This is a genomic window from Chromobacterium subtsugae (genome assembly GCF_035919665.1).
Taxonomy (GTDB): domain Bacteria; phylum Pseudomonadota; class Gammaproteobacteria; order Burkholderiales; family Chromobacteriaceae; genus Chromobacterium; species Chromobacterium subtsugae.
On record NZ_CP142381.1, the window covers coordinates 1,196,751 to 1,220,630 of the forward strand.

Below are 23,880 nucleotides of genomic sequence, written 5' to 3' on the forward strand. Positions count from 1 at the left end.
AGTAAAGTCAAACAAACCGCCCGGCAACGGGCGGTTTTTGTTTGTCCGGCGCCGGCATCGCGTCAGCGGCCGGGGTCGATATTCCTGCCCAGTTGGTCCTGGATCTGCTTGGCCTTCTCCAGCAGCCGCTCGGTGCCTTTCTCCCGCTCCGCATCCTGTTGCTGCCGCGCCTCCTCGGCCTCGCGCTCGGCGGCCATCGCCTGCTGTTCGCCTTCTTGCAGCAGTTTCTCGATGGCGTCGAATTCGAAGAAGTCGCGGGTATTGGCCAGCCGCTCCGAGTAGTGCACCACGTTGGCGGTGTCGGCCAGGATGATGGACGGCGCGGTGTAGCCGCTGAGCGGGTATTCGGTGATCAGCACGCCGTAGCGCTTGTGGAAATCGCGGCCGCGCAGCGTGGACAGCAGCGCGATATTGGGCAGGCCGTGCTCGTGGCGCGCGCGTTCCAGCGACGACGGCGAGTCGACGGTGATCACGATCAGCTTCAGGTGCGGCCAGCTGTCGAGGAAGCGCCGGGTTTCGCGCAGCAGCAGCAAACCCGCGTGCTCGTCTTCGTCCACCGACAGCAGGGTGACGATCAGTTTGGGCGTGTGGGAGAAGCTCTCCAGCGCGGCGTCGTGTTTCTGGTCGTCCACCAGCATGAAGCTGGGCAGGTAGTTTCCCTTGCGCGGGAAATCGCCGATGACGGGCAGCATGTCATCGCCATACTGTATCCAAAAGTCTTCCATTTGCGCTCCTCCTCGAATTTTCATCGTGGACGAGCAGACGGCGAAATCAAGGATTTCGTCCTACATGAAACGAAAAACCCGCTTCGCAGCGGGTTCGACAGCTAGCTGAAGCGAGGCTCAGCGCGTTTGCAGCGCCGGCTCCGGCATGGGTTCCCGCCGGTCTTTGGGCGGGGCCGGGGGCTCGCCGCCTTCCAGCACCAGGCGCATCTTCTCCACGTCCAGCGCCTTTTCCCACTTGGCGATCACCACGGTGGCGACGCCGTTGCCGATCAGGTTGGTGATGGCGCGCGCTTCGGACATGAAGCGGTCGATGCCGATCAGCAGCGCCAGGCCCTCCACCGGCAGCTTGCCGCCCAGCGTGGCCAGCGTGGCGGCCAGTGTGATGAAGCCGCCGCCGGTCACCGCCGCCGCGCCCTTGGAGGTGAGCAGCAGCACGCCGATGATGGCCAGCTCCTCGCCCAGCGTCAGGTTCACATTGGTGGCCTGGGCGATGAAGATGGCCGCCATGGTCAGGTAGATGGAAGTGCCGTCCAGATTGAACGAATAGCCGGTGGGCACCACCATGCCGACCACCGGTTTCGCGCAGCCCAGGTTTTCCAGCTTTTTCATGATGCCCGGCAGCGCCGATTCCGACGACGAGGTGCCCAGCACCAGCAGGATTTCTTCCTTGATGTAGACCAGGAACTTCCACAGGCTGAAGCCGGAGAAGCGGGCGATGGCGCCCAGCACGATGAAGACGAAGGCGAAGCAGGTGAGATACACGCAGGCCATCAGGAAGCCCAGCTGTTTCAGCGAGCCGATGCCGTACTTGCCGATGGTGAAGGCCATCGCGCCGAAGGCGCCGATCGGGGCCAGCTTCATCAGCATGTTGATCACGCCGAACAGCGCGTGCGAGAACTCGTCCAGGATGTGGACGATGTTCTTGCCGTTGTCGCCCATTTTGGTCAGCGCCAGGCCCAGCAGCACCGAGAAGGTCAGCACCTGCAGGATCTCGCCGCTGGCGAAGGCACCCACCACGCTGTCCGGAATGATGTGCAGCAGGAAGTCCACGGTGTTCATGTCCTTGGCGCCAGCGGTGAACTTGGCGATGTCCTTGGCGTGCAGCGTGTGCGGGTCGATGTTGAGGCCGGCGCCAGGCTGCAGCAGGTTGACCACGATCAGGCCGATCACCAGCGCCAGCGTGGTGACGGCTTCGAAGTACAGCAGCGACTTGACGCCGACGCGGCCGACTTCCTTCATATCGCCCATCTTGGCGATGCCGACCACCACGGTGGAAAAGATGATGGGGGCGATCAGCATCTTGATCAGCTTGATGAAGGCGTCGCCCAGCGGTTTCATCTTGGCGGCGAAATCGGGCATGAAGCTGCCCAGCAGCACGCCGGCGGCGATGGCGATCAACACCTGTACGTAAAGGCGCGAATAGAACGGAGTCTTGGTTTGCATGTTTGTCCCGACTGGCGTTGCGTTGCATGGAATGCGGGCTCTTGTTGGCCCATTTGCATCCGATGCTAACAACTGACTCAAGTCGGGAGCATTGTCGATATCCCTATCGGGGATAACCCTGACGACTTATCCGCAATGGCCAGGCTCAGTGCAGCTGCTTCAGATAGGAGGCGAAGCCGCTGAGCAGCATCTCCACCGAGATGGCTGTCAGCACCAGGCCCATCAGCCGCTCCAGCGCGGTGATCGCCTGTTCGCCCAGCAGTTTTTGCAGCCGGCTGGAGAACAGGAAGGTGACGGTGGTGACCAGCATGCAGATGGTCAGCGCGCCCATCCACTCCAGCATCCGGCCCGGCTCGCGCGTGGACAGCAGCAGCACGGTGGCCATCGCCGACGGGCCGGCGATCAGCGGAATGGCGATAGGCACGATGAAGGGCTCGCCGTGCAGCTTGTCGCCGCCGAACACGCTGCCTTCGCCGGGGAAGATCATCTTGATGGCGATCAGGAACAGGATCACGCCGCCGGCGATGCGCATCGACTCGTCGGTCAGGTGCATCAGTTCGAGGAAGTTGCGGCCGAACAGCATGAAGATGGTCAGCACCAGGAAGGCGATCAGGCATTCGCGGTAGACCACGCGGCGGCGGCGTTCCGGCTTCACCTGCTTGAGCGCGGCGATGAACAGCGGGATATTGCCCAGCGGATCGGTAATCAGGATCAGCAGGATGGTGGCGGACAGGAAGGAAGTTTGCATGTCGTGGCGGCGGCTCGGTTGACGCCGGGGCAAGCGTCCCGGCCGTCATGGTGATTGTGTTAAAAATTACTTCGATGACGATGTATTTTCAGCGGCAGCTTTTGTTAGACTGCCAGTCCGTGAAGATACGATGGCGGATTGTCCGCTTTGCGTTTTATTTTCTTTTAGCGTGCTGACTCGCAGAGATATTTACATGATATTCAAAAATTATAAGCTTTTTTCCGGCGCAAATCGCTGGTTCGCAGCATGTCTGCTGGCAGGCAGCTCCCTGCTGACCGGCTGCGCCAGCGTCTATGTCGACACCGCCACCAAGAATGTGCCGGTGTCGGAGCTGAAAAAACCGGCGTCGCCGCAGCCGGTGCAACTGGTGTTCGAATTCCAGAACCAGGGCATGCCGGTGCCGCGCGCCACCGAATTCCTGCAGGCCGCGGTCAAGACCCAGGTGGCGGAGTCGGGCCTGTTCTCCGCGGTGGCAACCCAGCCGACCGCTGGAGCGCCGATTCTGAACATCAGCCTGAACAACATCCCGCTGAACCAGGGCAATGCCGGCGGCTTCGTCACCGGACTGACCTTCGGCGCGGTCGGCACCGCGGTGACCGACGGCTATGTCTGCACCGTCAGCTACCTGCCGGCGGGCAGCAGCAAACCGATAGTCAAGACGGCGCGGCACGCCATCCACACCACGATAGGCAACGCCGAGCCGCCGGCGGGGGCGAAAAAGTCGGCCAATGTCGGCGAGGCGGTGCTGCAGATGACTCATGAAGTCTTGAGCAACGCGCTGCGCGATTTGTCGCAGGACAGCGGATTCGGCAATTAATCAAGCAAAAGGCACATCATGCAAAAAATCATCAAACTGGCTATCGTGGCGCTGCTCGGCGCGTCTTCCCTGCTGCTGACCGGCTGCGCGCAGATGGTGATGTCTCCGGCCAAGCCGTCGATGGAAAACATCGCCAAGATCCGCGAGAGCAATCTGACGCCGGTGGCGGTAGGCGCGTTCAAGCCGGCGGCCAGCCTGAGCGCCGACGCTGACAAGAGCCTCAGCGTGCGCGGCGCGAACAGCCTGACGGCGCCGACCGACGGCTCTTTCTCCCAGTATCTGGGCGCGACGCTGAAGGCCGAATTGCAGGCGGCGGGCCTGCTCGACGACAAGTCGGGCGCGCAAGTGAGCGGCGAGTTGCTGGAAAACGCGCTGGACCCGGCGATGTCGACCGGCACGGCGGCCTTGGCCGCGCGCTTCGTGGTGACGCGCGACGGCGCCGTGCGCTACGACCGCAAGGTGGAGGCGAAGTCGCAGTGGGAGTCGTCCTTCATCGGCGCGGTGGCCATTCCGCTGGCGGCCAGCCAGTACGAGGGCCTGTATCGCAAGCTGGTGAGCCAGTTGCTGGCGGACGAGGACTTCCGCAAGGCCTTGGCGAAGAACTGACGCGCGCCGCTGGCGGCGGGCGGGCATAAAAAGGGCCGGGAGGGCATGACGCCTTCCCGGCCCTTTTCGCGCCATCCGGCCGCAGTGCGAGCGGATGGCGGCTGAGGCGGCCGATTATTCTTCGGCCGCGTCGTCGTCGGCCGCTTCGCCGCCGTCCTTTTGCTTGCGCGCGCTGCCTTCCACCATATTGATGACGAACAGGCGGCAGGCCAGCGAACCGTTGTACAGCGGCGTGCGGCGCTTGGGAGACAGGCGGATCAGCTTGCCCAGGCGCAGGTCGCCGCTGAACAGGCAGGCGGTCCAGCCGGAGAAGTGGGCCTTCAGCCAGTCGCCCAGCAGCGGATACCAGGCGGCCAGCTGATCCAGTTCGTCCAGGCGGATGCCGTAGGGCGGGTTGCTGACGATCAGGCCGGCTTGCGCGCCGGGGCGCACGTCCAGGATGTCGGCGGGCATGGCTTCCACCAGGCCGGCCAGGCCGGCGCGCTGCAGGTTGGCGCGGGCGATGGCGATCATCTTCTTGTCGCGGTCGGAGCCGCGGATGTCCAGCGCGGCGGGCGCTTTCTCAGCCTGGCTCGCGGCTAGGCGCAGCGTTTCCCAGCCGACCTGGTCGAAGCTGGCCAGCGCTTCGAAGCCGAAGCGGCGGTTGCGGCCCGGCGCGCGGTTCAGCGCGATGTCGGCGGCCTCCACCAGGAAGGTGCCGCTGCCGCACATCGGGTCGATCAGCGGCTGGCTGCCGTCGTAGCCGGCCAGCATCAGGATGCCGGCGGCCAGGTTTTCGCGCAGCGGCGCCTCGCCGGCCTCTTCGCGCCAGCCGCGCTTGAACAGCGGCTCGCCGCTGGTGTCCAGGTAGACGGTGGCGGTATCGGCGGTGAGGAACACGTTGACGCGCACGTCCGGCGCGCGGGTGTCGACATTCGGGCGGCCCAGCTGCGCCTGGCGGAAGCGGTCGCAGATCGCGTCCTTCACCGTCAGCGCGATGTAGTCCAGGCTCTTGACGCGGGCGGCGATGCCGTCCGCCTTCAGCTTGATGGTGCGCGACACGTCGAACCAGCGCGGCCAGTCCACGCTCAGCGCCAGCCGGTAGATGTCCTGCTCGGCGTGGTAGGGGCCGTGCGCCAGGCGCAGCAGCACGCGGCTGGCGGTGCGCGAGTGCAGGTTGACCGCCATCATCAGGCGGGCGTCGCCGCCGAAGGCTACGCCGCCGTCGGCCGGGGCGATGTCGTCGGCGCCCAGCGCCTTCAGTTCGTCGGCCAGCAGCGCCTCCAGGCCGCGCGGGCAGGGGGCGAACAGCGCCAGCTTGCTGTCCAGGCGGCCGGTCAGGGTGATTTCCGGCTTGCTGCCGCTGGCCTGCCATTGCGGCTTGTCATGGCGGCGCTGCTCGAACTGCTGGCGGCGCTCCGGGCTGTCGACGCGATGGCTGTCGCCGAACGGTTGCAGGCCTTGCGACGGATGCTGGCGCGGGCGCTCGTCGTGATGGTTTTCGCGGCGGAAGCGGTTGTCGCGCTCCACGGCGTCGCGGTCGGCGGACGGCTTGCCGAACAGCGGCTTGCGCGCAGGCTGGTCTTCGCGCGGGGCTCGCTGCTCGCGGTTTTGCCATTGCGGCTTGTCGTCGCGGCGGAAGCGGTTATCGCGTTCGCCGTCGCGGTTATCGAATTGGCACGGCGCGCGCTCTTCGCGCGGCTGCCACGGCTTGTCCTCGCGCGGCGGGCGGTTGTCTCCGCCTTTGCCGAACAGCTTGCGCGGGCCGTTGTCGTCGCGCGGCGCGCGCTCCTCGCGGTTTTGCCACTGCGGCTTGTCGTCGCGGCGGAAGCGGTTGTCGCGCTCGCCGTCGCGGTCGTGGGACTGACGCGGGGCACGCTCCTCGCGGTTTTGCCATTGCGGTTTGTCGTCGCGGCGGAAGCGGTTGTCGCGCTCGCCGTCGCGGTTATCGAACTGGCGCGGCGCGCGCTCTTCGCGCGGCTGCCACGGCTTGTCCTCGCGCGGCGGGCGGTTGTCTCCGCCTTTGTCGAACAGCTTGCGCGGGCCGTTGTCATCGCGCGGCGCGCGCTCCTCGCGGTTCTGCCATTGCGGCTTGTCGTCGCGGCGGAAGCGGTTGTCGCGCTCGCCGTCGCGGTTATCGAACTGGCGCGGCGCGCGCTCTTCGCGCGGCTGCCACGGCTTGTCGTCGCGCGGCGGGCGGTTGTCGCCGCCCTTGCCGAACAGCTTGCGCGGGCCGTTGTCGTCGCGCGGCGCGCGGTCTTCGCGGTTTTGCCATTGCGGCTTGTCGTCGCGGCGCGGTTCTCCTTCGGCGCGGGGCTTGAACTGGCGCGGCGGGGCGTCTTCGGTGTGCAGCGGCTTGCGGCCGGACGGGCCGCGGTCGCGGCTGTAGCGCTTGTCCTGCGGCTGGTCTTCGCGGCGGAAGGCCGGCGCGCGGGCGTCGTCGGCGGGCATAGGCTTGCGGCCGGAGGGGCCGCGGTCGCGGTCGTAACGCTTGTCCTGGAAGCCGCCTTCCTGCGGCGCGCGCGCGGCCGGGCCGCGCTGGTCGAAGCTGCGCTCGCCCTGGCGCGGCGTTTGTTTCCAGTCCGGCTTGCCCGGGCCTGGGCGCTGGCCGGAGTAGGGCGCGCGCGGCTGGCTGCCGTCCTGGCGCTTGTCGGCGCGCGGCGGTTTGCCGCTTGCCGCCGGCGGGCTTTGGTTTCCGCCAGCCGGCGAGTTGGCCGAGCGTTCACGGCTGGTTAGATCGCGGCGCTGGTTATTGCGCTGGCGGGAACGGAAACTGGACATTGAAACGACCTCGACATGATCAAACTTGTAAGTAATCCTTTAATTTTAACGTATTTGGCCGCCGCCTGCTTGGTGATGCTCGGGCTTTCCGCTAACATGACCGGTTCGATTCGATACTGGATTGCAATGTTGCACAGCAGTTTTGCCACCCGCCTGGTGGACTGGCAGCGGCGGCATGGCCGCCACGATTTGCCCTGGCAGGTCAGCGACCCTTACCGCGTCTGGCTGTCCGAGATCATGCTGCAGCAGACGCAGGTGAAGAGCGTGCTGGATTATTATCCGCGCTTTCTCGCCCGTTTTCCCGATGTGGCGAGCCTGGCCGCGGCGCCGGTAGACGACGTGCTGGCGCAATGGAGCGGGCTGGGCTACTACAGCAGGGCGCGCAATCTGCACAAGGCCGCGCAGATGGTGATGGCCGAGTTCGGCGGCAGCTTCCCGCCCGAGCGCGAGCGGCTGGAGCGGCTGCCCGGCGTCGGACGCTCCACCGCCGCGGCGATTTCCGCCTTCGCCTTCGGCCGCCGGGAAACCATTCTGGACGGCAATGTCAAACGGGTGCTGGCGCGCTGCTTCGGGATCGACGGCTTTCCCGGCGACAAGGCGATCGAAAAACGGATGTGGGCGCTGGCGGAGGAAATTCTGCCGGCCGACGCGGCGGCCATCCAGCCGTATGTGCAGGGCCTGATGGACCTGGGCGCCACCGTTTGCGGCCGCGGCAAGCCGGCCTGCGCCGCCTGTCCGATGGTTGATGGCTGCGTGGCGGCGCGCGAAGGGCGCACCGGCGAGCTGCCGACGCCCAGGCCGAAAAAAACGGTGCCGACCCGGCAGACGGTGATGCTGCTGGCGCGCCACGGCAACCGGGTGTGGCTTGAGCGGCGGCCGCCCACCGGCATCTGGGGCGGCCTGCTGTCGCTGCCGGAATTCGGCGCGACGCTCGAAATAGAAGACTGGCTGAACGCGCGCGGCGATGGCGACATGCTGCCCGCCTGGCCGGAGCTGGAACATGTATTCACCCATTTTCGCCTGATCATCACGCCGCAGCCGGTGCGCATCGACCAGCTGCGGGCGCATGGCGCCGCCGAGGCCGACGGCCAGTGGCTGGCGTTGGATCAGGCTGTCGATGCCGGCGTGCCGGCGCCGGTTCGCCGCTTGCTGTTGAGGCTGGCGCAAGTTTGAAGAGGGCGGGGCGCATCCCGCCCATGTGGCAAATCCGATGGCCGGGCCCGCCCGGCCGTGGCTAAGACGGCTGGTCCGTCCAGATAGACAGATATGGTTTCCGTAGTCCGCACCGTTGCCGATACCCTGGCCGACGCCGCCGATCCGGCGCGCTGGCTGGAGCATATGTCCGCCGCCTTTCCCGCCGAGGATGGCGCGCTGCTGGCGCGCGCCTTCGACGCCGCGCGCGAGCTGTACGCCGGCAAGACCGTCGCCGCCACCGGCGAAGACCTGTTCACCCACGCGGTGGCCGCCGCCGCGGTCGTCGCCGACCTCAACCTGCTGCCCGACGCCATCGTCGCCACGCTGATGTTCGCCGCGCCCGACTTCAAGCCGGAGTGGCAGGCCTGGCTGACCGAAACCTTCAATCCCACGGTGGCGATGCTGGTGGACGGCGTGGGCGGCGTGCGCCGCATCACCGAGCTGGCGCGCATCGACAAGATGGCCACGCCGGAAGACGGCGCCCGCCAGGCCGAAACCATGCGCAAGATGCTGCTGGCGATGGTGGCCGACATCCGCGTGGTGCTGATCAAGCTGGCCTGGCGCACCCAGACCATGCATTACCTGGCGCAGGTGCCGGACGAGGCGCTGCGCCGCCGCATCGCCGGCGAGACGCTGGAGCTGTTCGCGCCTTTGGCCAACCGGCTGGGCGTGTGGCAGATCAAGTGGGAGCTGGAGGATCTGGGCCTCCGGCACACCGAGCCGGACACCTACAAGAAGATCGCCAAACTGCTGGACGAGCGGCGGCTGGAGCGCATCGACTACATCGAGCGGGTGCTGGACATCCTGCGCGAAGAGCTGCGCAAGGCCGGCGTCAAGGCCGAGGTGGCCGGCCGGCCCAAGCACATCTATTCCATCTGGAAGAAGATGAAGAAGAAAAAGCTCGATTTCACCGAGCTTTACGACATCCGCGCGGTGCGCATTCTGGTGGACAAGCTGCCGGACTGCTACACCGCGCTGGGCATCATCCACGGCATGTGGCAGCCGATACGCGGCGAGTTCGACGACTACATCTCCCACCCCAAGGCCAACAACTACCGCAGCCTGCACACCGCGGTGATCGGCCCGGAGGAAAAGGCGCTGGAAGTGCAGATCCGCACTTTCGACATGCACGAGCACGCCGAATTCGGCGTGGCCGCGCACTGGCGCTACAAGGAGGGCGGCAAGGGCGACGCCGCCTACGAGGAAAAGATTTCCTGGCTGCGCCAGCTCTTGGATTGGCGCGAGGAGATGTCCGACCGCGAAGGCCTGGCCGAGGCGTTCAAGACCGAGCTGTTCGCCGACACCATCTACGTGCTGACGCCGCAAGGCCGGGTGCTGGCGCTGCCGCAGGGCGCCACGCCGATCGACTTCGCCTACGCGATCCACTCCGGCCTTGGCAACCGCTGCCGCGGCGCCAAGGTGGAGGGCCAGATCGTGCCCTTGTCGACGCCGCTGCAAAACGGCCAGCGGGTGGAGATTCTCACTGCCAAGGAAGGCGGCCCGTCGGTCAACTGGCTGCACGACGGCTGGGTGAAGAGCCATCGCGCCATCTCCCGCATCCGCCAGTACATCCGGCTACAAAACGCCGACACCGTGCGCGAAACCGGCAAGGCGCTGTTCGAGCGCGAACTGGCGCGCCGGCCGCACATCCAGCCCAATCTGCAGCAGCTGGCGGAGAGGCTCGGCTACGACAAGCTGGAGGAAGTGCACGGCGCGCTGGGCCACGGCGAATTGACCACCCGCGCGGTGGCCAACGCCATCGGCAGCTTCGCGCCGCCGCCGACGGTGGAAGTGCTGCCGGAGAGCCTGGTCAAGGCCAGCAAGGGCGGGCCGGAAACCGGCGGCGTGCTGATCGAGGGCGTCGACAACCTGATGACGGTGCTGGCCAAGTGCTGCAAGCCGGCGCCGCCCGACCAGGTGATGGGCTTCGTCACCAAGGGCCGCGGCATCTCCATCCACCGCAGCAGCTGCATCACCTTGAAGAAGCTGTCGCAGGAGGTGCCGGAGCGGCTGATCGCCGCGGAATGGGGCAAGCTGAAGAACAGCGTGTTCCCGATCGACATCGAGGTGATCTCGCAGGACCGGCCGGGCCTGCTGCGCGACCTGTCCGACACCTTGTCGCGCGAAAAGCTCAACCTGATAGGCGTCAACACGCTGTCGCGCGATTTGCGCAGCAAGCTGCGCCTGACGGTGGAGGTGCGCAATGTGCAGGACATCAGCCGGGTGTTGTCGCGCTTGATGGAATTGTCCGGCGTGCAGGAAGCGCGCCGGGTGTGACGCTTGATGCGGCCAAGCCGGCTGAAATGTCCGTCTGTCGGGCGTTTCGGCCGGTTTGGCTTTTCAGGGGCCGCCGCGGCGATGCCGGGCGGTTTGCGTTTAAGCAAGCCGCAGTTGTTTGCGATTTGCTTTCACGTGAAGAAATTTTCATAATCCATGTCATTGCCTTTGGCAAACCGCCGTCATGCCGGCCGCGGTTTTTATCCATTGGCCGCATTTCGAGAGAGATAGACCATGTCTGCACTGATTGAAGCCGCGCGCCGCGCGCTGTCGCTGATGGACCTGACCACCCTTAACGACGACGATACCGACGCCAAGGTGATCGCGCTGTGCCAGAAGGCCAAGAGCCAGGACGGCACCGTGGCCGCCGTCTGCGTCTACCCGCGCTTCGTGCCCATCGCCAAGAAGACGCTGCGCGAAGCCGGCTGCCCGGAAGTGCTGGTGGCCACCGTCACCAACTTCCCGCACGGCAATGACGACATCGCCATCGCGGTGGCCGAAACCCGCGCCGCCATCGCCTACGGCGCCGACGAAGTGGACGTGGTGTTCCCGTACCGCGCGCTGATGGCCGGCGACCGCGACATCGGCTTCGAGCTGGTGAAGGCCTGCAAGGAAGCCTGCGGCGGCAAGCTGTTGAAAGTGATCATCGAAAGCGGCGAGCTGAAAGACGCGGCGCTGATCCGCGCGGCCAGCGAAATCTCCATCCGCGCCGGCGCCGACTTCATCAAGACCTCCACCGGCAAGGTGCCGGTCAACGCCACGCTGGAAGCCGCGGACGTGATGCTGAACGTGATCCGCGAGCAGGGCGGCAAGTGCGGCTTCAAGGCCGCCGGCGGCGTGAAGAGCGCGGCCGAGGCCAAGCAATACCTGGAACTGGCCGGCGGCCTGCTGGGCGACGCCTGGGTCAATGCCGACCACTTCCGCTTCGGCGCGTCCAGCCTCTTGGCCAATCTGCAGGCCGAGATCGCCGGCGGCGTGGCCAAGCCGACTGCCGGCTACTGATCCACCCACGAATTCGCGGGGCTACCGCACTCTGGCCGGGCGATTTCCCGGCCGCACCGCCCATTGCCGTTTTCGCTTTGCCGCGCAATGGGTTTCAGGCAGGGAGAATGCCATGTTTTTGCCGCAGGAAATCATCCGCAAGAAACGCGACGGCCTGATGCTGTCGCAGCAGGACATCCAACAATTCGTCGCCGGCATCACCGATGACAGCGTGGCCGACAGCCAGATCGCCGCGCTGGCGATGGCGATCTACTTCAACGGCATGGAGCTGGAAGAAAACGTGCACCTGGCGCTGGCGATGCGCGATTCCGGCCGCCGCATGCACTGGCAAGACCTGAACCTGCCGGGCCCCATCGTCGACAAGCACTCCACCGGCGGCGTCGGCGACGTGGTGTCGCTGATGCTCGGGCCGATGGTGGCCGCCTGCGGCGGCTTCGTGCCGATGATTTCCGGCCGCGGCCTGGGCCATACCGGCGGCACGCTGGACAAGCTGTCGGCGGTGCCCGGTTATAACCCGTTCCCGGATCCGGAGCTGTTCCGCAAGGTGGTGAAGGAAGTCGGCGTGGCCATCATCGGCCAGACTTCCGACCTGGCGCCGGCAGATCGCCGCTTCTACGCCACCCGCGACGTCACCGCCACTGTGGAGTCGATCGCGCTGATCACCGCCTCCATCCTGTCGAAGAAGCTGGCGGCAGGCCTGGATGTGCTGGTGATGGACGTGAAGGCCGGCAGCGGCGCTTTCATGCCGACGATGGAGAAATCGATCGAGCTGGCCAGCCGCATCGTCAAGGTGGGCAACGGCGCCGGCGTGGCCACCACCGCGCTGATCACCGAAATGAGCCAGCCCCTGGCCTCCACCGCCGGCAACAGCATCGAAACCCGCGAAGCGGTGCGCTACCTGAAGGGCGACGAGCGCAATCCACGCCTGCACGAAGTGACGATGGCGCTGTGCGCGCAGATGCTGATCGGCGGCAAGCTGGCCAGCGACGAGGCCGACGCCCGCGCCAAGCTGCAGGCGGGCCTGGATTCCGGCCGCGCCGCCGAGATCTTCGGCCGCATGGTCACCGCGCTGGGCGGCCCGGCCGATTTCCTGGAAAACTACGACCGCCATCTGGCGCCGGCGCCCATCGTGCGCCCGGTGTACGCCGACAAGGCCGGCTACGTCGGCGCGATGGACACCCGCGGCATCGGCATGGCGGTGTGCGCGCTGGGCGGCGGCCGCCGCCTGGCCAGCGATGTGCTGGACTTCCGCGTAGGACTGTCGCAGTTCGCCGAACTGGGCCAGAATATCGGCAAAGACACCCCGCTGATGATGATCCACGCCGCCGACGAGGCGAGCTTCGAAGACGCGGCGCGCCGAGTCAAGGCCGCCATCCGCATCGATGAAATCGCGCCGGCCGCGCTGCCGCAGGTTTACCAGATCATCCGTGGCGAATAAGGCCAGGGAGGCATCATGAAACGCGCAATCATATTAATCCTCGACTCGCTGGGCATAGGCGCGGCGGCCGACGCGCCGAAGTTCGGCGATGCCGGCAGCAACACGCTGGGGCATATCGCGATGGAGGCGGCCGCGGGCCGCGCCGACATCGGCCGCAGCGGTCCGCTGAATCTGCCCAATCTGTCCAAGATGGGCCTGGGCCACGCCTGCCAGCTGTCGTCCGGCTATTTCCCGGAAGGGATGGACCCGGCGGCGCCGCTGGCGGCCTACGGCTACGCCCGCGAAATCTCCAGCGGCAAGGACACCCCGTCCGGCCACTGGGAGATCGCCGGCGTGCCGGTGTTGTTCGACTGGGGCTATTTCTCCGACCACGACGACAGCTTCCCGCAGCAACTGTTGGACGCCATCGTCGAGAAGGCCGGCCTGCCGGGCTATCTGGGCAATTGCCACGCCTCCGGCACCGAGATCCTGGACCGCCTGGGCGAGGAGCACATGAAGACCGGCAAGCCGATCTTCTACACCTCGGCCGATTCGGTGTTCCAGATCGCCTGCCACGAAGAAACCTATGGCCTCGAGCGCTTGTACGAGCTGTGCAAGATCACCCGCGAGCTGTTGGAGCCTTACAATATCGGCCGCGTGATCGCCCGGCCCTTCGTCGGCGAAGGCAAGGGCAAGTTCGCCCGCACCGGCAACCGCAAGGATCTGGCGGTCGAACCGCCGGCGGCCACGGTGCTGCAGAAGCTGGCCGATGCCGGCGGCGACGTGGTGTCGATCGGCAAGATCGCCGACATCTACGCGCACGTCGGCATCACGCACAAGCACAAGGCCACCGGCTTTGACCAATTGTGGGACGCCACGCTGACGGCGATGGATAGACATCAGGACAAGCCGGCCATCATCATGGCCAACTTCGTCGATTTCGACTCCAGCTACGGCCATCGCCGCAATACCGCCGGCTACGCCGCGGCATTGGAGGAGTTCGACGCGCGCCTGCCCGAAGTGATGGCCGCGATGGGCGACGACGACATCCTGATCCTGTCCGCCGACCACGGCTGCGACCCCACCTGGCCGGGCACCGACCACACCCGCGAGCACATCCCGGTGCTGTGCTACGGCAAGAAGGTGAAGCCGGGCTCCATCGGCGAGCGCGCCACTTTCGCCGACATCGGCCAGAGCGTCGCCACCCACCTGGGCCTGCCCAGGATGGACTACGGCGCGTCCTTCCTGGACTGATGCCGCCGCCCCGGGCCGCCGCGCGCGGCCCGGCGTCGTTTTTCCCGGTCCGCGCAAGCGGGGCAGGAGCAGAATCATTTAGAGGAGACCTTGAATGGCAACCCCGCATATCAACGCCAAAGACGGCGCTTTCGCCGAAACCGTACTGATGCCGGGCGACCCGCTGCGCGCCCAGCTGATCGCCGAAACCTTCCTGGAAGGCGCGGAGCTGGTCACCAACGTGCGCAACGTGTTCGGCTACACCGGCACCTACAAGGGCAAGCGCCTGTCGGTGATGGCGCACGGCATGGGCATCCCGTCCGCCAGCATCTACACCACCGAGCTGGTGAAGGACTACGGCGTCAAGAACATCATCCGCATCGGCTCCTGCGGCGCGGTGACGCCGGACATCAAGCTGCGCGAGCTGTTCGTCGCCATGGGCGCGTCCACCGACAGCAAGGTCAACCGCATGCGCTTCAACGACCATGACTACGCCGCCATCGCCGACTACACGCTGCTGCGCACCGTGGTGGACACCGCCGCCGAGCAGGGCAAGAAGATCACCGTCGGCAACGTGTTCTCCGCCGACCTGTTCTACGGCGTGCAGCCCAACATGCTGGACGTGCTGTCCAAGATGCAGGTCAACGTGATCGAAATGGAGCTGGCCGGCATCTACAGCGTGGCCGCCCAGTACGGCGCGCGCGCGGTCGGCATTCTGACCGTGTCCGACATTATCCCGACCGGCGAGGCTACCAGCGCGGAGGAGCGCCAGACCTCGTTCCGCGACATGATGGAAGTGGCGCTGGATGCCGCCATCAAGCTGTAAGTCGCTGATTCGGCAGTGAAACAGGCGCGGGAGGCTTGCCGGTCCCGCGCCTGTTCACGCTTGGCGCGACAGGGTGTCTCATTACCGCACACGATTTATCGTGCACTGCACAAAAACTGCTTGCCTAATCCCGATGGGATACCGATAATCGGTATTGCATCAGGGCGTTACGCACTGTGGCGCTCCTGGTGTTGTCTCCTCCATCCTCCTTCCAAGGTGGAACTTGGCGCAACACGCAGCAGCGTTGCGCTTTTTTTTTGCCGCTTTTCCCGCCTGGATTCCGTCGTTTCCCGCCTGCTGGAAATCTGTTGTGTCACAAGGGTTTGACAGCTACCCGGCCACTGCACTAGAATCCGTAACTTTCAAGAATTACGATGGAAGAGTTCCATGAAGACCTTTTCTGCCAAGCCGCATGAGGTAAAGCGCGAATGGTACGTGGTCGACGCCGCCGATAAGGTGCTGGGTCGCCTTGCTGCCGAAATCGCCCGCCGCCTGCGTGGCAAACACAAGCCGGAATTCACTCCTCACGTTGACACCGGCGATTTCATCGTCGTGGTGAACGTCGAGAAGCTGCGCGTTACCGGTACCAAAGCTCTGGACAAAAAGTACTACCGTCACTCCGGTTACCCGGGCGGTATCTACGAGCGCACCTTCACCGAACTGCAAAACCAGTTCCCGGAGCGCGTTCTGGAAAAAGCCGTTAAGGGCATGCTGCCGAAGGGTCCGCTGGGTTACGCCATGATCAAGAAGCTCAAGGTGTACTCTGGTTCCGAGCATCCGCACTCCGCCCAACAGCCCAAAGTGCTGGAAATCTGATTTTAAGGCATAACAATGAACGGTAAATACTACTACGGCACCGGCCGTCGCAAGAGCTCCGTTGCTCGCGTGTTCATGCAAAAGGGTTCCGGCCAGATCATCGTTAACGGCAAGCCGGTTGACGAGTATTTTGCCCGCGAAACCGGTCGCATGGTTATCCGCCAGCCGCTGGTCCTGACCGAAAACCTCGAATCCTTCGACATCAAGGTGAACGTGGTTGGCGGTGGTGAAACCGGCCAAGCCGGCGCGATCCGCCACGGCATCACCCGCGCCCTGATCGACTTCGACGCAGTTCTGAAGCCGGCTCTGTCGGCCGCTGGCTACGTGACCCGCGACGCTCGTGAAGTTGAGCGTAAGAAGGTCGGCCTGCGCAAAGCACGCCGCGCCAAGCAGTTCTCCAAGCGTTAATTCGCCGGATACTGCTTCCGCAAAAAACCGCCTGGCTTCGGCCCGGCGGTTTTTTCGTTTTTGCGGCGCGCAATGCTTGCGGCCGCGGTCCGCGCTGCCTAAACTGTCGCCTTTGCGACATTTTTTTATGTAAAGGGCTGGCCATGGTCAAGGTTGGTATCGTTGGAGGCACCGGTTACACCGGGGTGGAGTTGCTGCGCTTGCTGGCCAAGCATCCGCAGGCCAGGGTGACGGCGGTCACCTCGCGCAAGGACGCGGGCATCCGCGTCGACGAGATGTTCCCCAGCCTGCGCGGCCGAATCGACCTGGCCTTCTCCACGCCGGACGAGGCTCGCCTGAGCGAATGCGACGTGGTGTTCTTCGCCACGCCCAACGGCATCGCGATGCAGGAGGCGGCGGCGCTGCTGGACGCCGGCGTGCGGGTGATAGACCTGGCGGCCGATTTCCGCATCCAGGACGTGTCCGAGTGGGAAAAATGGTACGGCATGCCGCATGCCGCGCCGCAACTGGTGGAGCAGGCGGTTTACGGCCTGCCGGAAGTCAACCGCGCCGCAATCCGCTCGGCCCGCTTGGTGGCCAATCCGGGCTGCTACCCGACCGCGGTGCAGCTGGGCTTCCTGCCCTTGCTGGAGGCCGGAGCGGTGGACGCGTCCAGCCTGATCGCCGATTGCAAGTCGGGCGTGTCCGGCGCCGGGCGCAAGGGCGAGATCGGCGCCTTGCTGGCGGAGGCCGGCGATTCCTTCAAGGCCTATGGCGTGGCCGGCCACCGTCACCTGCCGGAAATCCGCCAGGGCTTGGCCCGGGCGACGGGCAAGCCGGCAGGACTGACCTTCGTTCCGCACCTGACGCCGATGATACGCGGCATCCACGCCACGCTGTACGCGCGCCTGAGCAAGGATGTGGATCTGCAGCAACTGTTCGAAAACCGCTACGCCGGCGAAGCCTTCGTCGACGTGCTGCCGGCCGGCAGCCACCCGGAGACGCGCTCGGTGCGCGGCGCCAATCTGTGCCGCATCGCCGTGCACAGGCCGCAGGGCGGCGACACCGTCGTCGTGCTGTCGGTGATAGACAATCTGGTCAAGGGCGCGGCCGGCCAGGCGGTGCAGAACATGAACCTGATGTTCGGCCTGCCGGAGCAGGACGGCCTGGACGTGGTGCCCTTGATGCCGTAAGGCGGAGATTCCGCTAGCGGGGCATTCTCCATTCATGATGGCCAGTCGCGGGAGTTGAGCGGGGGACGCTGCGAGGCATCCATCCGACAACAATCGCGGCCCAGGGCTTGAAGGCTCGCCATCCGCCCCGATATCCGACTAAAATAGTGGGCGAATGGCCGCGACCGGCCTGATTGAATTGCGAGGTTACACATGACAGAAGCTGCTACCGAAATGCCGTGCCCGATCAACTTCACCGACAGCGCCTGCGCCAAGGTGCAGGACCTGATCGCCGAAGAGGGCAATCCCGACCTGAAGCTGCGCGTTTTCGTCACCGGCGGCGGCTGCTCAGGCTTCCAGTACGGGTTCACATTCGATGAGATCGCCAACGAGGACGATACCGCCATCGAGCGCCAGGGCGTGACCTTCCTGGTGGATCCGATGAGCTACCAGTACCTGGTCGGCGCCGAGATCGACTACCAGGAAAGCCTGGAAGGCTCTCAATTCGTGATCCGCAACCCGAACGCCACCACCACTTGTGGTTGTGGTTCTTCGTTCTCGGTGTGATACTGGACCCATGGTAAGAACCAGGCCCGGGCACTTGCCCGGGCCTTTTTGCTGGAATCCCGTACATGAACAAGCTGCCGCCGGTGGTATTGCCCAAGATCGAATTCAACCGCGAGTTCGCCTTCAGCGACGCCGACTTCGAACGCATACGCAAGCTGATTTACAAGGAAGCGGGCATCGCCCTCAATCCGTCCAAGAAGGACATGGTCTACGGCCGGCTGGTGCGCCGCATCCGCGAACTGAAACTGCCGGGTTTCGCCGCCTACGTCGATTTTCTGGAATCGGCCGGCGGCAAGCGCGAGTTCGAGCAGTTCGTCAACGCGCTGACCACCAACCTGACCTTCTTCTTCCGCGAGGAGCACCATTTCCCCATCCTGTCCGAGCATCTGAAGAAAAAGGCGGCGGCCAGCGGCGAATTGTCGATCTGGTGCGCGGCGGCTTCCACCGGGGAAGAGCCATACTCGCTGGCCATCACCGCGCTGGAGGCTTTCCCGGGCATGACCAAGCCCAATATCAGCGTGCTGGCCACCGACCTGGACACCAGCGTGCTGGAAACCGGCCGCAAGGGCATTTATCCGGCCGACAAGATCGCTCGCCTGCCGGCCGGGCACGCGGTCAAGTATTTCGACAAGCTGCCGGACGGCAGCTATCAGGCCAAGCCGGCGCTGCGCAATATGATCACCTTCCAGCGGCTGAACCTGGTGGAGGGCAACTGGTCGGTGAAGAAGCAGTTCGACGCCATCTTCTGCCGCAACGTGATGATCTACTTCGACCGCGACACCCAGTTCGGCGTGCTCAAGCGCTTCGCGCCGCTGTTGAAGCCGGACGGCCTGCTGTTTGTCGGCCACTCGGAAAACTTTTATTTCGCTTCCGACTATTTCCATCTGCGCGGCAAGACGGTTTACGAGCACGCGAAAAAGTAGGCATTTGTCCGACAAAACAGTCGCCGCCGCCGGCGATTGCCATTAACATCACGTCTTGAACGGGCAAGCCAGTCTTGCCCGTTGTCTTGTCGGATGGAGGCAGAATGCGAGTGGCGGTACTCGGGGCCGGCGTGGTGGGGGTGTCCACCGCCTGGTTCCTGGCCAGGATGGGGCATGAGGTGGTGGTGCTGGAGCGCGCCTGCGGCGCGGCCCGGGAGACCAGTTTCGCCAACGGCGGCCAGTTGTCGGTCAGCCAGTCGGAGCCGTGGGCCAACCCGCGCGCGCCCTGGCAGGTGCTGCGCTGGCTGTGGCGCGATGATGCGCCGCTATTGTTCCGGCCGCGGCTGGACCCGTCGCAATGGCGCTGGGCCGCCGACTTCCTGCGCGAATGCCTGCCCGGACGCCATCTGGCCAATATGCGGCAGATGGTGGCGCTGGGCCTCTACAGCCGCGACGCCATGCGCCAGTTGCGCGACGAGACCGATATTTCCTACCGCCGCCTGTCGCGCGGCATTCTCAGCCTGCACTACGATGCCAGCCAATTGCGCCGCGCCGAGCGCAGCGCCGCGCATTTGCAGGCGCTGGGCGTCGACAAGCGGGTGCTGTCCCCAGGCCAGTTGCTGGCGTTGGAGCCGGCGCTGGAGCCGGTGCTGCCGCAGCTGGCCGGCGCCAGCTGGTGCCCGGACGACGAGTCGGGCGACGTGCATCTGTTCACCCGCGGCCTGGCCGAGGCCGCCGCCGGCCTGGGAGTGGAGTTTCGCTACAATACCCGGATCAACGCGCTGGAGACCGCCGACGGCGCGGTGGCCGCGGTGTCGGTGACGGCGCCGGACGGCAGCTACCAGCAAGTGAAGGCCGACGCCTATGTGCTGGCGCTGGGCAGCCATTCGCCGCTGCTGGCGGCGCCGGCGGGCCTGAGGCTGCCGATCTACCCGGCCAAGGGTTATTCGGCGACCGTGCCGGTGAAAAGCCTGGTGGCGGCGCCGATGGTCAGCATCACCGACGAAGCCTGCAAGCTGGTGTTCAGCCGGCTGGGCAATGATTTGCGCATCGCCGGCACCGCCGAACTGGCCGGCTATTCCAGCAGCCTCAATCCGGTGCGCTGCCAGGCGCTGATCCGCCGCGGCCGCGCGCTGTTTCCCGATGCCTGCGACTGGGACGCCGCGCGCTTCTGGAGCGGCCTCAGGCCGGCGACGCCGGGCAATGTGCCGCTGATAGGCAAGAGCGCGCTGGACGGGCTGTATCTGAACACCGGCCATGGCACGCTGGGCTGGACCGAGGGCGCGGGCTCGGGCCGGGCGCTGGCGGAAATCATCAGCGGCAAGCGGCCGCGGCTGGATTTCGCCTTTTGCGGCCTGTAAGATCCGCGGCAGGCGGAAAGCTTTGAATGAATGAGAGCCGGTCTATGCGCCGGCCTGTGGAGCGTGAATGAGCGAAGTGCAGGAAATGACGCCGTACCAGTTGCTGGGCGGCGAGGGGGTGGTGCGTTGGCTGTGCGACCGTTTCTACCAGATCATGGACAGCGAGCCGGCGGTGGCGCCGCTGCGCGCCATGCATCCGGCCGATCTGGCCGGCTCCAGCCAGAAGCTGTTCATGTTCCTGTCCGGCTGGCTGGGCGGCCCCGCGCTCTACATGGAGGCCTTCGGCCATCCGCGTTTGCGCATGCGCCACATGCCGTTCGCCGTGGATGAGGCGGCGCGCGACCAATGGATGTGGTGCATGAGCCGGGCGGTGGATGAGCTGGTGGCGGAGGATTGGCTGAAGCAAAAGCTGCTGGAGGCGTTCTACAATACCGCCGATTTCATGCGTAATCAGTAAGATTCAAGATAGGCTTGAAGTCGGCGCGGCCTTGTCCATGATTAAAGTATCCGTACGCGGAGTCTGGACATGGGGCGCCGTCTGTTGTTGCTGCTTGCCTTGGGATGCCAGAGCGCCTGGGGGGCGTGTTTGCCGCAGGCGCTGATGTGCGCGTCGCCGCGCGACGCCGCCGTCCAGAAGCAGGATCTCGACCCCAAGGGCTTTCAGCTTGGCCCGATCCGCTTCGAGAGCGATCCGGCCAGCCAGACGCTGCGGCTGACGCCGGCGATGGACTTGGGCAAGCACACCCATCTGTCGGTGCGCATGCACCACAAGGATGTCGGCCTGAGGCTGAAATTCAATACCGACTGAGCCGCCGCCGACTCAATGCGGCCGGTGGCCGCGTTCGATCTCCACGCCCACACGCTTCACGCCGGGAAGGATGCCGAGCTTGGTGACGGCAACCCGGACCCAGGGCGCGCCGAATTCCTCGCGCACCAGCTTGGCGATATGCTCCGCCAGCGCCTCGATCAGCAGGAAGTGCTGTTCTGCCAGCGATTTGCGCAGCCGCTCCACCACTACGCCGTAATGGATGGTATCGCCGATATTGTCGCTATGGCAGGGTGTGTCGCTGGGAATGCCGATTTCCAGGTCGATCTCGATGGTCTGTGCGGCTTTGCGCTCCCAGTCGTACACGCCGATCACGGTGTCGGCGCGCACTTCGCGCAGGAATATGATGTCCATCTGTCTGTCAGGTGGTTGGGCTTTGTCGCCCGATACCGTAAAATCCGAAGCCTCCTATTCTAATCTAACGGATACTCCTCCACCATGACCACGACAGCATTTGCTTTTGTCATTGCGGCCTATCTGATCGGTTCGCTGTCTTTCGCCGTGATCGTCAGCAAGGCTATGGGCATGGCCGACCCGCGCAGCTACGGCTCGGGCAACCCGGGCGCCACCAATGTGCTGCGCACCGGCAAAAAACTGGCGGCCGCGCTGACGCTGCTGGGCGACGGCGCCAAGGGCTGGCTGGCGGTGGCGCTGGCCAACTGGCTGGGGCCGCGCTACGGCCTGGGCGAGCAGGGCATTGCGCTGTGCGCGCTGGCGGTGCTGTTCGGCCACATGTGGCCGGTGTTCTTCGGCTTCAAGGGCGGCAAGGGCGTGGCCACCGCGGTGGGCATCCTGCTGGGCATCAATGTCTGGCTGGCGCTGGCGGCGCTGGCCACCTGGCTGTTCATGGCCTTCGTGGTGAAGATTTCTTCATTGTCGGCCATCATCGCCTGCGTGCTGGTGCCGGTGTACGCCTTTTTCATCCTGGGGCCGCACAGCGTGTTCTTCGGCACCTGCATCATCATCGCCATCGTGGTGGTCCACCGCCACAAATCCAACCTGATCAAGCTGATGACCGGTCAGGAAGACAAGATCGGCAACAAGGGCGACGCCGGCTGAGCCGCGCGTCGTGCATGAAAAAAGCCGTCCTCCGGGACGGCTTTTTGTTTGTCCGGCGCGGCTCAGCGGAAGCCGCTGGCGAAGCGCTCCCAGCGCGGCATCCAGTTGGCGGTGATGTCGGCGGAGGCGATCACGCCGACGGCGCGGCCGATCAGCAGATGGCGCGGCACCATGCCGAAGTAGCGCGAGTCGGCGCTGTCGTCGCGGTTGTCGCCCAGCATCAGGTATTGGCCGGCCGGCACTGTAATGGGGCCGAAGCTGCTGCGGGCGTCGACGCCGGACAGCCATTGCACGCGGTGCGCCGGCAGCACGCCGCTTTCTTCGGCGCGCAGCGCCGGCAGCGCGGTGTCGGCGGCGACGTTTTCCATCAGCCGCTGCAGCGGCTGGTAATGGGCGCTGCGGCCGTTGATCCACAGTTCCTCGTCGCGCATCTCCACCACGTCGCCGGGCAGCGCGACCAGCCGCTTGATCAGCCGGGTGCCGTCCTTGGGAGACGAGAAGGTGACGATGTCGCCGCGCCGCGGCTCGCCCAGCGGGTGGATGACGATGTTGGAGAGCGGCAGCTTGAGGTCGTAGGCCAGGCGGTTGACCAGCACCACGTCGCCTTCCAACAGGGTGGGGCGCATCGAGGCCGAGGGGATCGGATTCCAGTCGGCCACCGCGGTGCGGAACAGGCCGAATACCAGCAGGAACACCAGGAAACCGCGATTGTTGCGCAGCCAGTTCTTCATGACAGTCCTTGTGTAGGGAAAGGGAGTTAGCCGTCGGACAGCGCGCGGATATGGGCGGCGACGCTGCGGCCCAGCGCCGACAAGTCATAGCCGCCCTCCAGCACCGACACCACGCGGCCGGCGCAGTATTGGTCGGCGATCTGCATCAGATGCCGGGTCACCCATTCGTAGTCGGACTCGACCAGGCCGAGCGAACCCATGTCGTCCTCGCGGTGGGCGTCGAAACCGGCGGAAATGAACAGCATCTGCGGCTGGAAGTCGTGCAGCAGCGGCAGCCAGACGTTTTCCACCGCCTCGCGGAACTCGCGGCCGCCGCTGCCGGCTTTCAGCGGCACGTTGTGCATGTTCGGCCCCCTGGGCTCGTCGCCGCAATAGGGGTAGAACGGGTGCTGGAAGATGGACACCATCAGCACGCGCGGATCGTCGTGCAGGATTTCCTCGGTGCCGTTGCCGTGGTGGACGTCGAAATCCACCACCGCCACCCGCTCGAACTTGTAGTGCGTCAGCGCGTGGGTGACGCCGACGGCGATGTTGTTGAAGAAGCAGAAACCCATCGCCTTGTCGCTTTCGGCATGGTGGCCGGGCGGGCGCACCGCGCAGAAGGCGTTGGCCGCCTTGTCCTCGGCCACCAGCTCCACCGCCTTGACCACGGCGCCGGCGGCGCGGCGGGCCGCTTGCAGCGTGCCGGGCGACATCGCGGTGTCCGGGTCCATGCGGAAGGTGCCGACGCTGGGGGCGCAGGCCTCCAGGTATTCGACATAGCGCGGCGGGTGCACGCGGGCCAGTTGCTCGTAGGTGGCTTCCGGCGCCTCCACTTCCTGCAGGCTGTCGTAGATCTGCGAGGCCATCAGCTGGTCGCGGATGGCGGTCAGCCTTTCCGGACATTCGGGGTGGCCCGCCCCCATATTGTGCTGCAGGCAGTCGGCATGGGTGACGTAGGCGGTCAGGCCATTGCGCTGCAAGCGGTTTTTCAGCCAAGTGAACACGAAC

24 protein-coding genes are annotated in these 23,880 nt (G+C 65.5%); 17 read left to right on the forward strand and 7 right to left on the reverse strand.

What is annotated here, in order from left to right; translation table 11 throughout:
• Window positions 1-62 precede the first annotated feature (62 nt).
• From U6115_RS05850 to U6115_RS05860, 3 genes are all read right to left on the reverse strand, one after another.
• On the reverse strand, window positions 63-725 hold the full coding sequence (locus U6115_RS05850; protein ID WP_043576610.1) for a redoxin family protein: 663 nt from the start codon (window positions 723-725) through the stop codon (window positions 63-65).
• A gap of 117 nt (window positions 726-842) precedes the next feature.
• Window positions 843-2,168: a dicarboxylate/amino acid:cation symporter gene (locus U6115_RS05855; protein WP_043576608.1), complete on the reverse strand. Its 1,326-nt coding sequence runs from the start codon at window positions 2,166-2,168 to the stop codon at window positions 843-845.
• Between the two features lie 145 nt (window positions 2,169-2,313).
• Window positions 2,314-2,916, reverse strand: a complete 603-nt coding sequence (locus U6115_RS05860; protein ID WP_043576605.1) for a MarC family protein — start codon at window positions 2,914-2,916, stop codon at window positions 2,314-2,316.
• A 193-nt stretch (window positions 2,917-3,109) separates the two neighbouring features.
• Here U6115_RS05860 and U6115_RS05865 point away from each other — a divergent pair, with 193 nt between their 5' ends.
• Complete coding sequence (locus U6115_RS05865) at window positions 3,110-3,733, forward strand: hypothetical protein (protein WP_047238720.1); 624 nt, start codon at window positions 3,110-3,112, stop codon at window positions 3,731-3,733.
• A gap of 18 nt (window positions 3,734-3,751) precedes the next feature.
• Complete coding sequence (locus tag U6115_RS05870) at window positions 3,752-4,339, forward strand: hypothetical protein (RefSeq protein WP_197465961.1); 588 nt, start codon at window positions 3,752-3,754, stop codon at window positions 4,337-4,339.
• Between the two features lie 114 nt (window positions 4,340-4,453).
• On the opposite strand, the gene U6115_RS05875 is transcribed toward U6115_RS05870, so the two are convergent.
• On the reverse strand, window positions 4,454-7,099 hold the full coding sequence (locus tag U6115_RS05875) for a THUMP domain-containing protein (RefSeq protein ID WP_043576603.1): 2,646 nt from the start codon (window positions 7,097-7,099) through the stop codon (window positions 4,454-4,456).
• A 129-nt stretch (window positions 7,100-7,228) separates the two neighbouring features.
• On the opposite strand from U6115_RS05875, the gene mutY reads away from it, so the two are divergent.
• The 14 genes from mutY to U6115_RS05945 all read left to right on the forward strand — a co-directional run bounded on the left by mutY (window position 7,229) and on the right by U6115_RS05945 (window position 21,082).
• Entirely contained in the window at window positions 7,229-8,272 is a 1,044-nt protein-coding gene (gene mutY / locus U6115_RS05880) for an A/G-specific adenine glycosylase (RefSeq protein WP_043576748.1), read from the forward strand.
• Window positions 8,273-8,365: 93 nt separating this feature from the next.
• A complete protein-coding gene (locus U6115_RS05885) occupies window positions 8,366-10,570 on the forward strand; it encodes a RelA/SpoT family protein (protein ID WP_043576600.1) in 2,205 nt (734 codons plus the stop codon).
• Between the two features lie 234 nt (window positions 10,571-10,804).
• Window positions 10,805-11,572: a deoxyribose-phosphate aldolase gene (gene deoC, locus U6115_RS05890; RefSeq protein WP_043576597.1), complete on the forward strand. Its 768-nt coding sequence runs from the start codon at window positions 10,805-10,807 to the stop codon at window positions 11,570-11,572.
• 112 nt (window positions 11,573-11,684) lie between these two features.
• Window positions 11,685-13,010, forward strand: coding sequence for a thymidine phosphorylase (gene deoA, locus U6115_RS05895; protein WP_043576595.1), 1,326 nt, complete (start codon window positions 11,685-11,687; stop codon window positions 13,008-13,010).
• A 15-nt stretch (window positions 13,011-13,025) separates the two neighbouring features.
• Window positions 13,026-14,243 carry a phosphopentomutase gene (locus U6115_RS05900; RefSeq protein WP_043576591.1) on the forward strand — a complete coding sequence of 406 codons (1,218 nt, stop codon included), beginning with the start codon at window positions 13,026-13,028 and terminating at the stop codon, window positions 14,241-14,243.
• 94 nt (window positions 14,244-14,337) lie between these two features.
• A complete protein-coding gene (gene deoD, locus U6115_RS05905) occupies window positions 14,338-15,048 on the forward strand; it encodes a purine-nucleoside phosphorylase (protein ID WP_043576588.1) in 711 nt (236 codons plus the stop codon).
• A 387-nt stretch (window positions 15,049-15,435) separates the two neighbouring features.
• Window positions 15,436-15,864: a 50S ribosomal protein L13 gene (gene rplM / locus U6115_RS05910; RefSeq protein ID WP_043576584.1), complete on the forward strand. Its 429-nt coding sequence runs from the start codon at window positions 15,436-15,438 to the stop codon at window positions 15,862-15,864.
• 15 nt (window positions 15,865-15,879) lie between these two features.
• Window positions 15,880-16,272, forward strand: a complete 393-nt coding sequence (gene rpsI / locus U6115_RS05915; protein WP_043576582.1) for a 30S ribosomal protein S9 — start codon at window positions 15,880-15,882, stop codon at window positions 16,270-16,272.
• Window positions 16,273-16,415: 143 nt separating this feature from the next.
• Window positions 16,416-17,444 (forward strand): N-acetyl-gamma-glutamyl-phosphate reductase, encoded by a 1,029-nt coding sequence (gene argC, locus U6115_RS05920; protein WP_043576579.1) that lies wholly within the window; start codon window positions 16,416-16,418, stop codon window positions 17,442-17,444.
• Window positions 17,445-17,657: 213 nt separating this feature from the next.
• On the forward strand, window positions 17,658-17,990 hold the full coding sequence (gene erpA, locus U6115_RS05925) for an iron-sulfur cluster insertion protein ErpA (RefSeq protein ID WP_369816066.1): 333 nt from the start codon (window positions 17,658-17,660) through the stop codon (window positions 17,988-17,990).
• A gap of 65 nt (window positions 17,991-18,055) precedes the next feature.
• Window positions 18,056-18,913 (forward strand): CheR family methyltransferase, encoded by an 858-nt coding sequence (locus tag U6115_RS05930; RefSeq protein WP_043576574.1) that lies wholly within the window; start codon window positions 18,056-18,058, stop codon window positions 18,911-18,913.
• A 104-nt stretch (window positions 18,914-19,017) separates the two neighbouring features.
• Window positions 19,018-20,274: a D-amino acid dehydrogenase gene (locus U6115_RS05935; protein WP_043576572.1), complete on the forward strand. Its 1,257-nt coding sequence runs from the start codon at window positions 19,018-19,020 to the stop codon at window positions 20,272-20,274.
• Between the two features lie 67 nt (window positions 20,275-20,341).
• On the forward strand, window positions 20,342-20,731 hold the full coding sequence (locus tag U6115_RS05940) for a group II truncated hemoglobin (protein ID WP_172670387.1): 390 nt from the start codon (window positions 20,342-20,344) through the stop codon (window positions 20,729-20,731).
• Between the two features lie 69 nt (window positions 20,732-20,800).
• Complete coding sequence (locus U6115_RS05945) at window positions 20,801-21,082, forward strand: hypothetical protein (RefSeq protein WP_047237083.1); 282 nt, start codon at window positions 20,801-20,803, stop codon at window positions 21,080-21,082.
• Window positions 21,083-21,094: 12 nt separating this feature from the next.
• On the opposite strand, the gene folB is transcribed toward U6115_RS05945, so the two are convergent.
• A complete protein-coding gene (gene folB, locus U6115_RS05950; protein ID WP_043576567.1) occupies window positions 21,095-21,454 on the reverse strand; it encodes a dihydroneopterin aldolase in 360 nt (119 codons plus the stop codon).
• Between the two features lie 84 nt (window positions 21,455-21,538).
• On the opposite strand from folB, the gene plsY reads away from it, so the two are divergent.
• Window positions 21,539-22,159, forward strand: coding sequence for a glycerol-3-phosphate 1-O-acyltransferase PlsY (plsY, locus tag U6115_RS05955; RefSeq protein WP_043576564.1), 621 nt, complete (start codon window positions 21,539-21,541; stop codon window positions 22,157-22,159).
• Between the two features lie 62 nt (window positions 22,160-22,221).
• Here plsY and lepB read toward each other — a convergent pair whose 3' ends face one another.
• Window positions 22,222-22,890 carry a signal peptidase I gene (gene lepB / locus U6115_RS05960; protein ID WP_043576561.1) on the reverse strand — a complete coding sequence of 223 codons (669 nt, stop codon included), beginning with the start codon at window positions 22,888-22,890 and terminating at the stop codon, window positions 22,222-22,224.
• 26 nt (window positions 22,891-22,916) lie between these two features.
• The gene (locus U6115_RS05965) at window positions 22,917-23,876 is read right to left on the reverse strand and encodes a histone deacetylase family protein (RefSeq protein WP_043576559.1); all 960 of its coding nucleotides are present in this window, start codon (window positions 23,874-23,876) and stop codon (window positions 22,917-22,919) included.
• Between the last annotated feature and the right edge of the window lie 4 nt (window positions 23,877-23,880).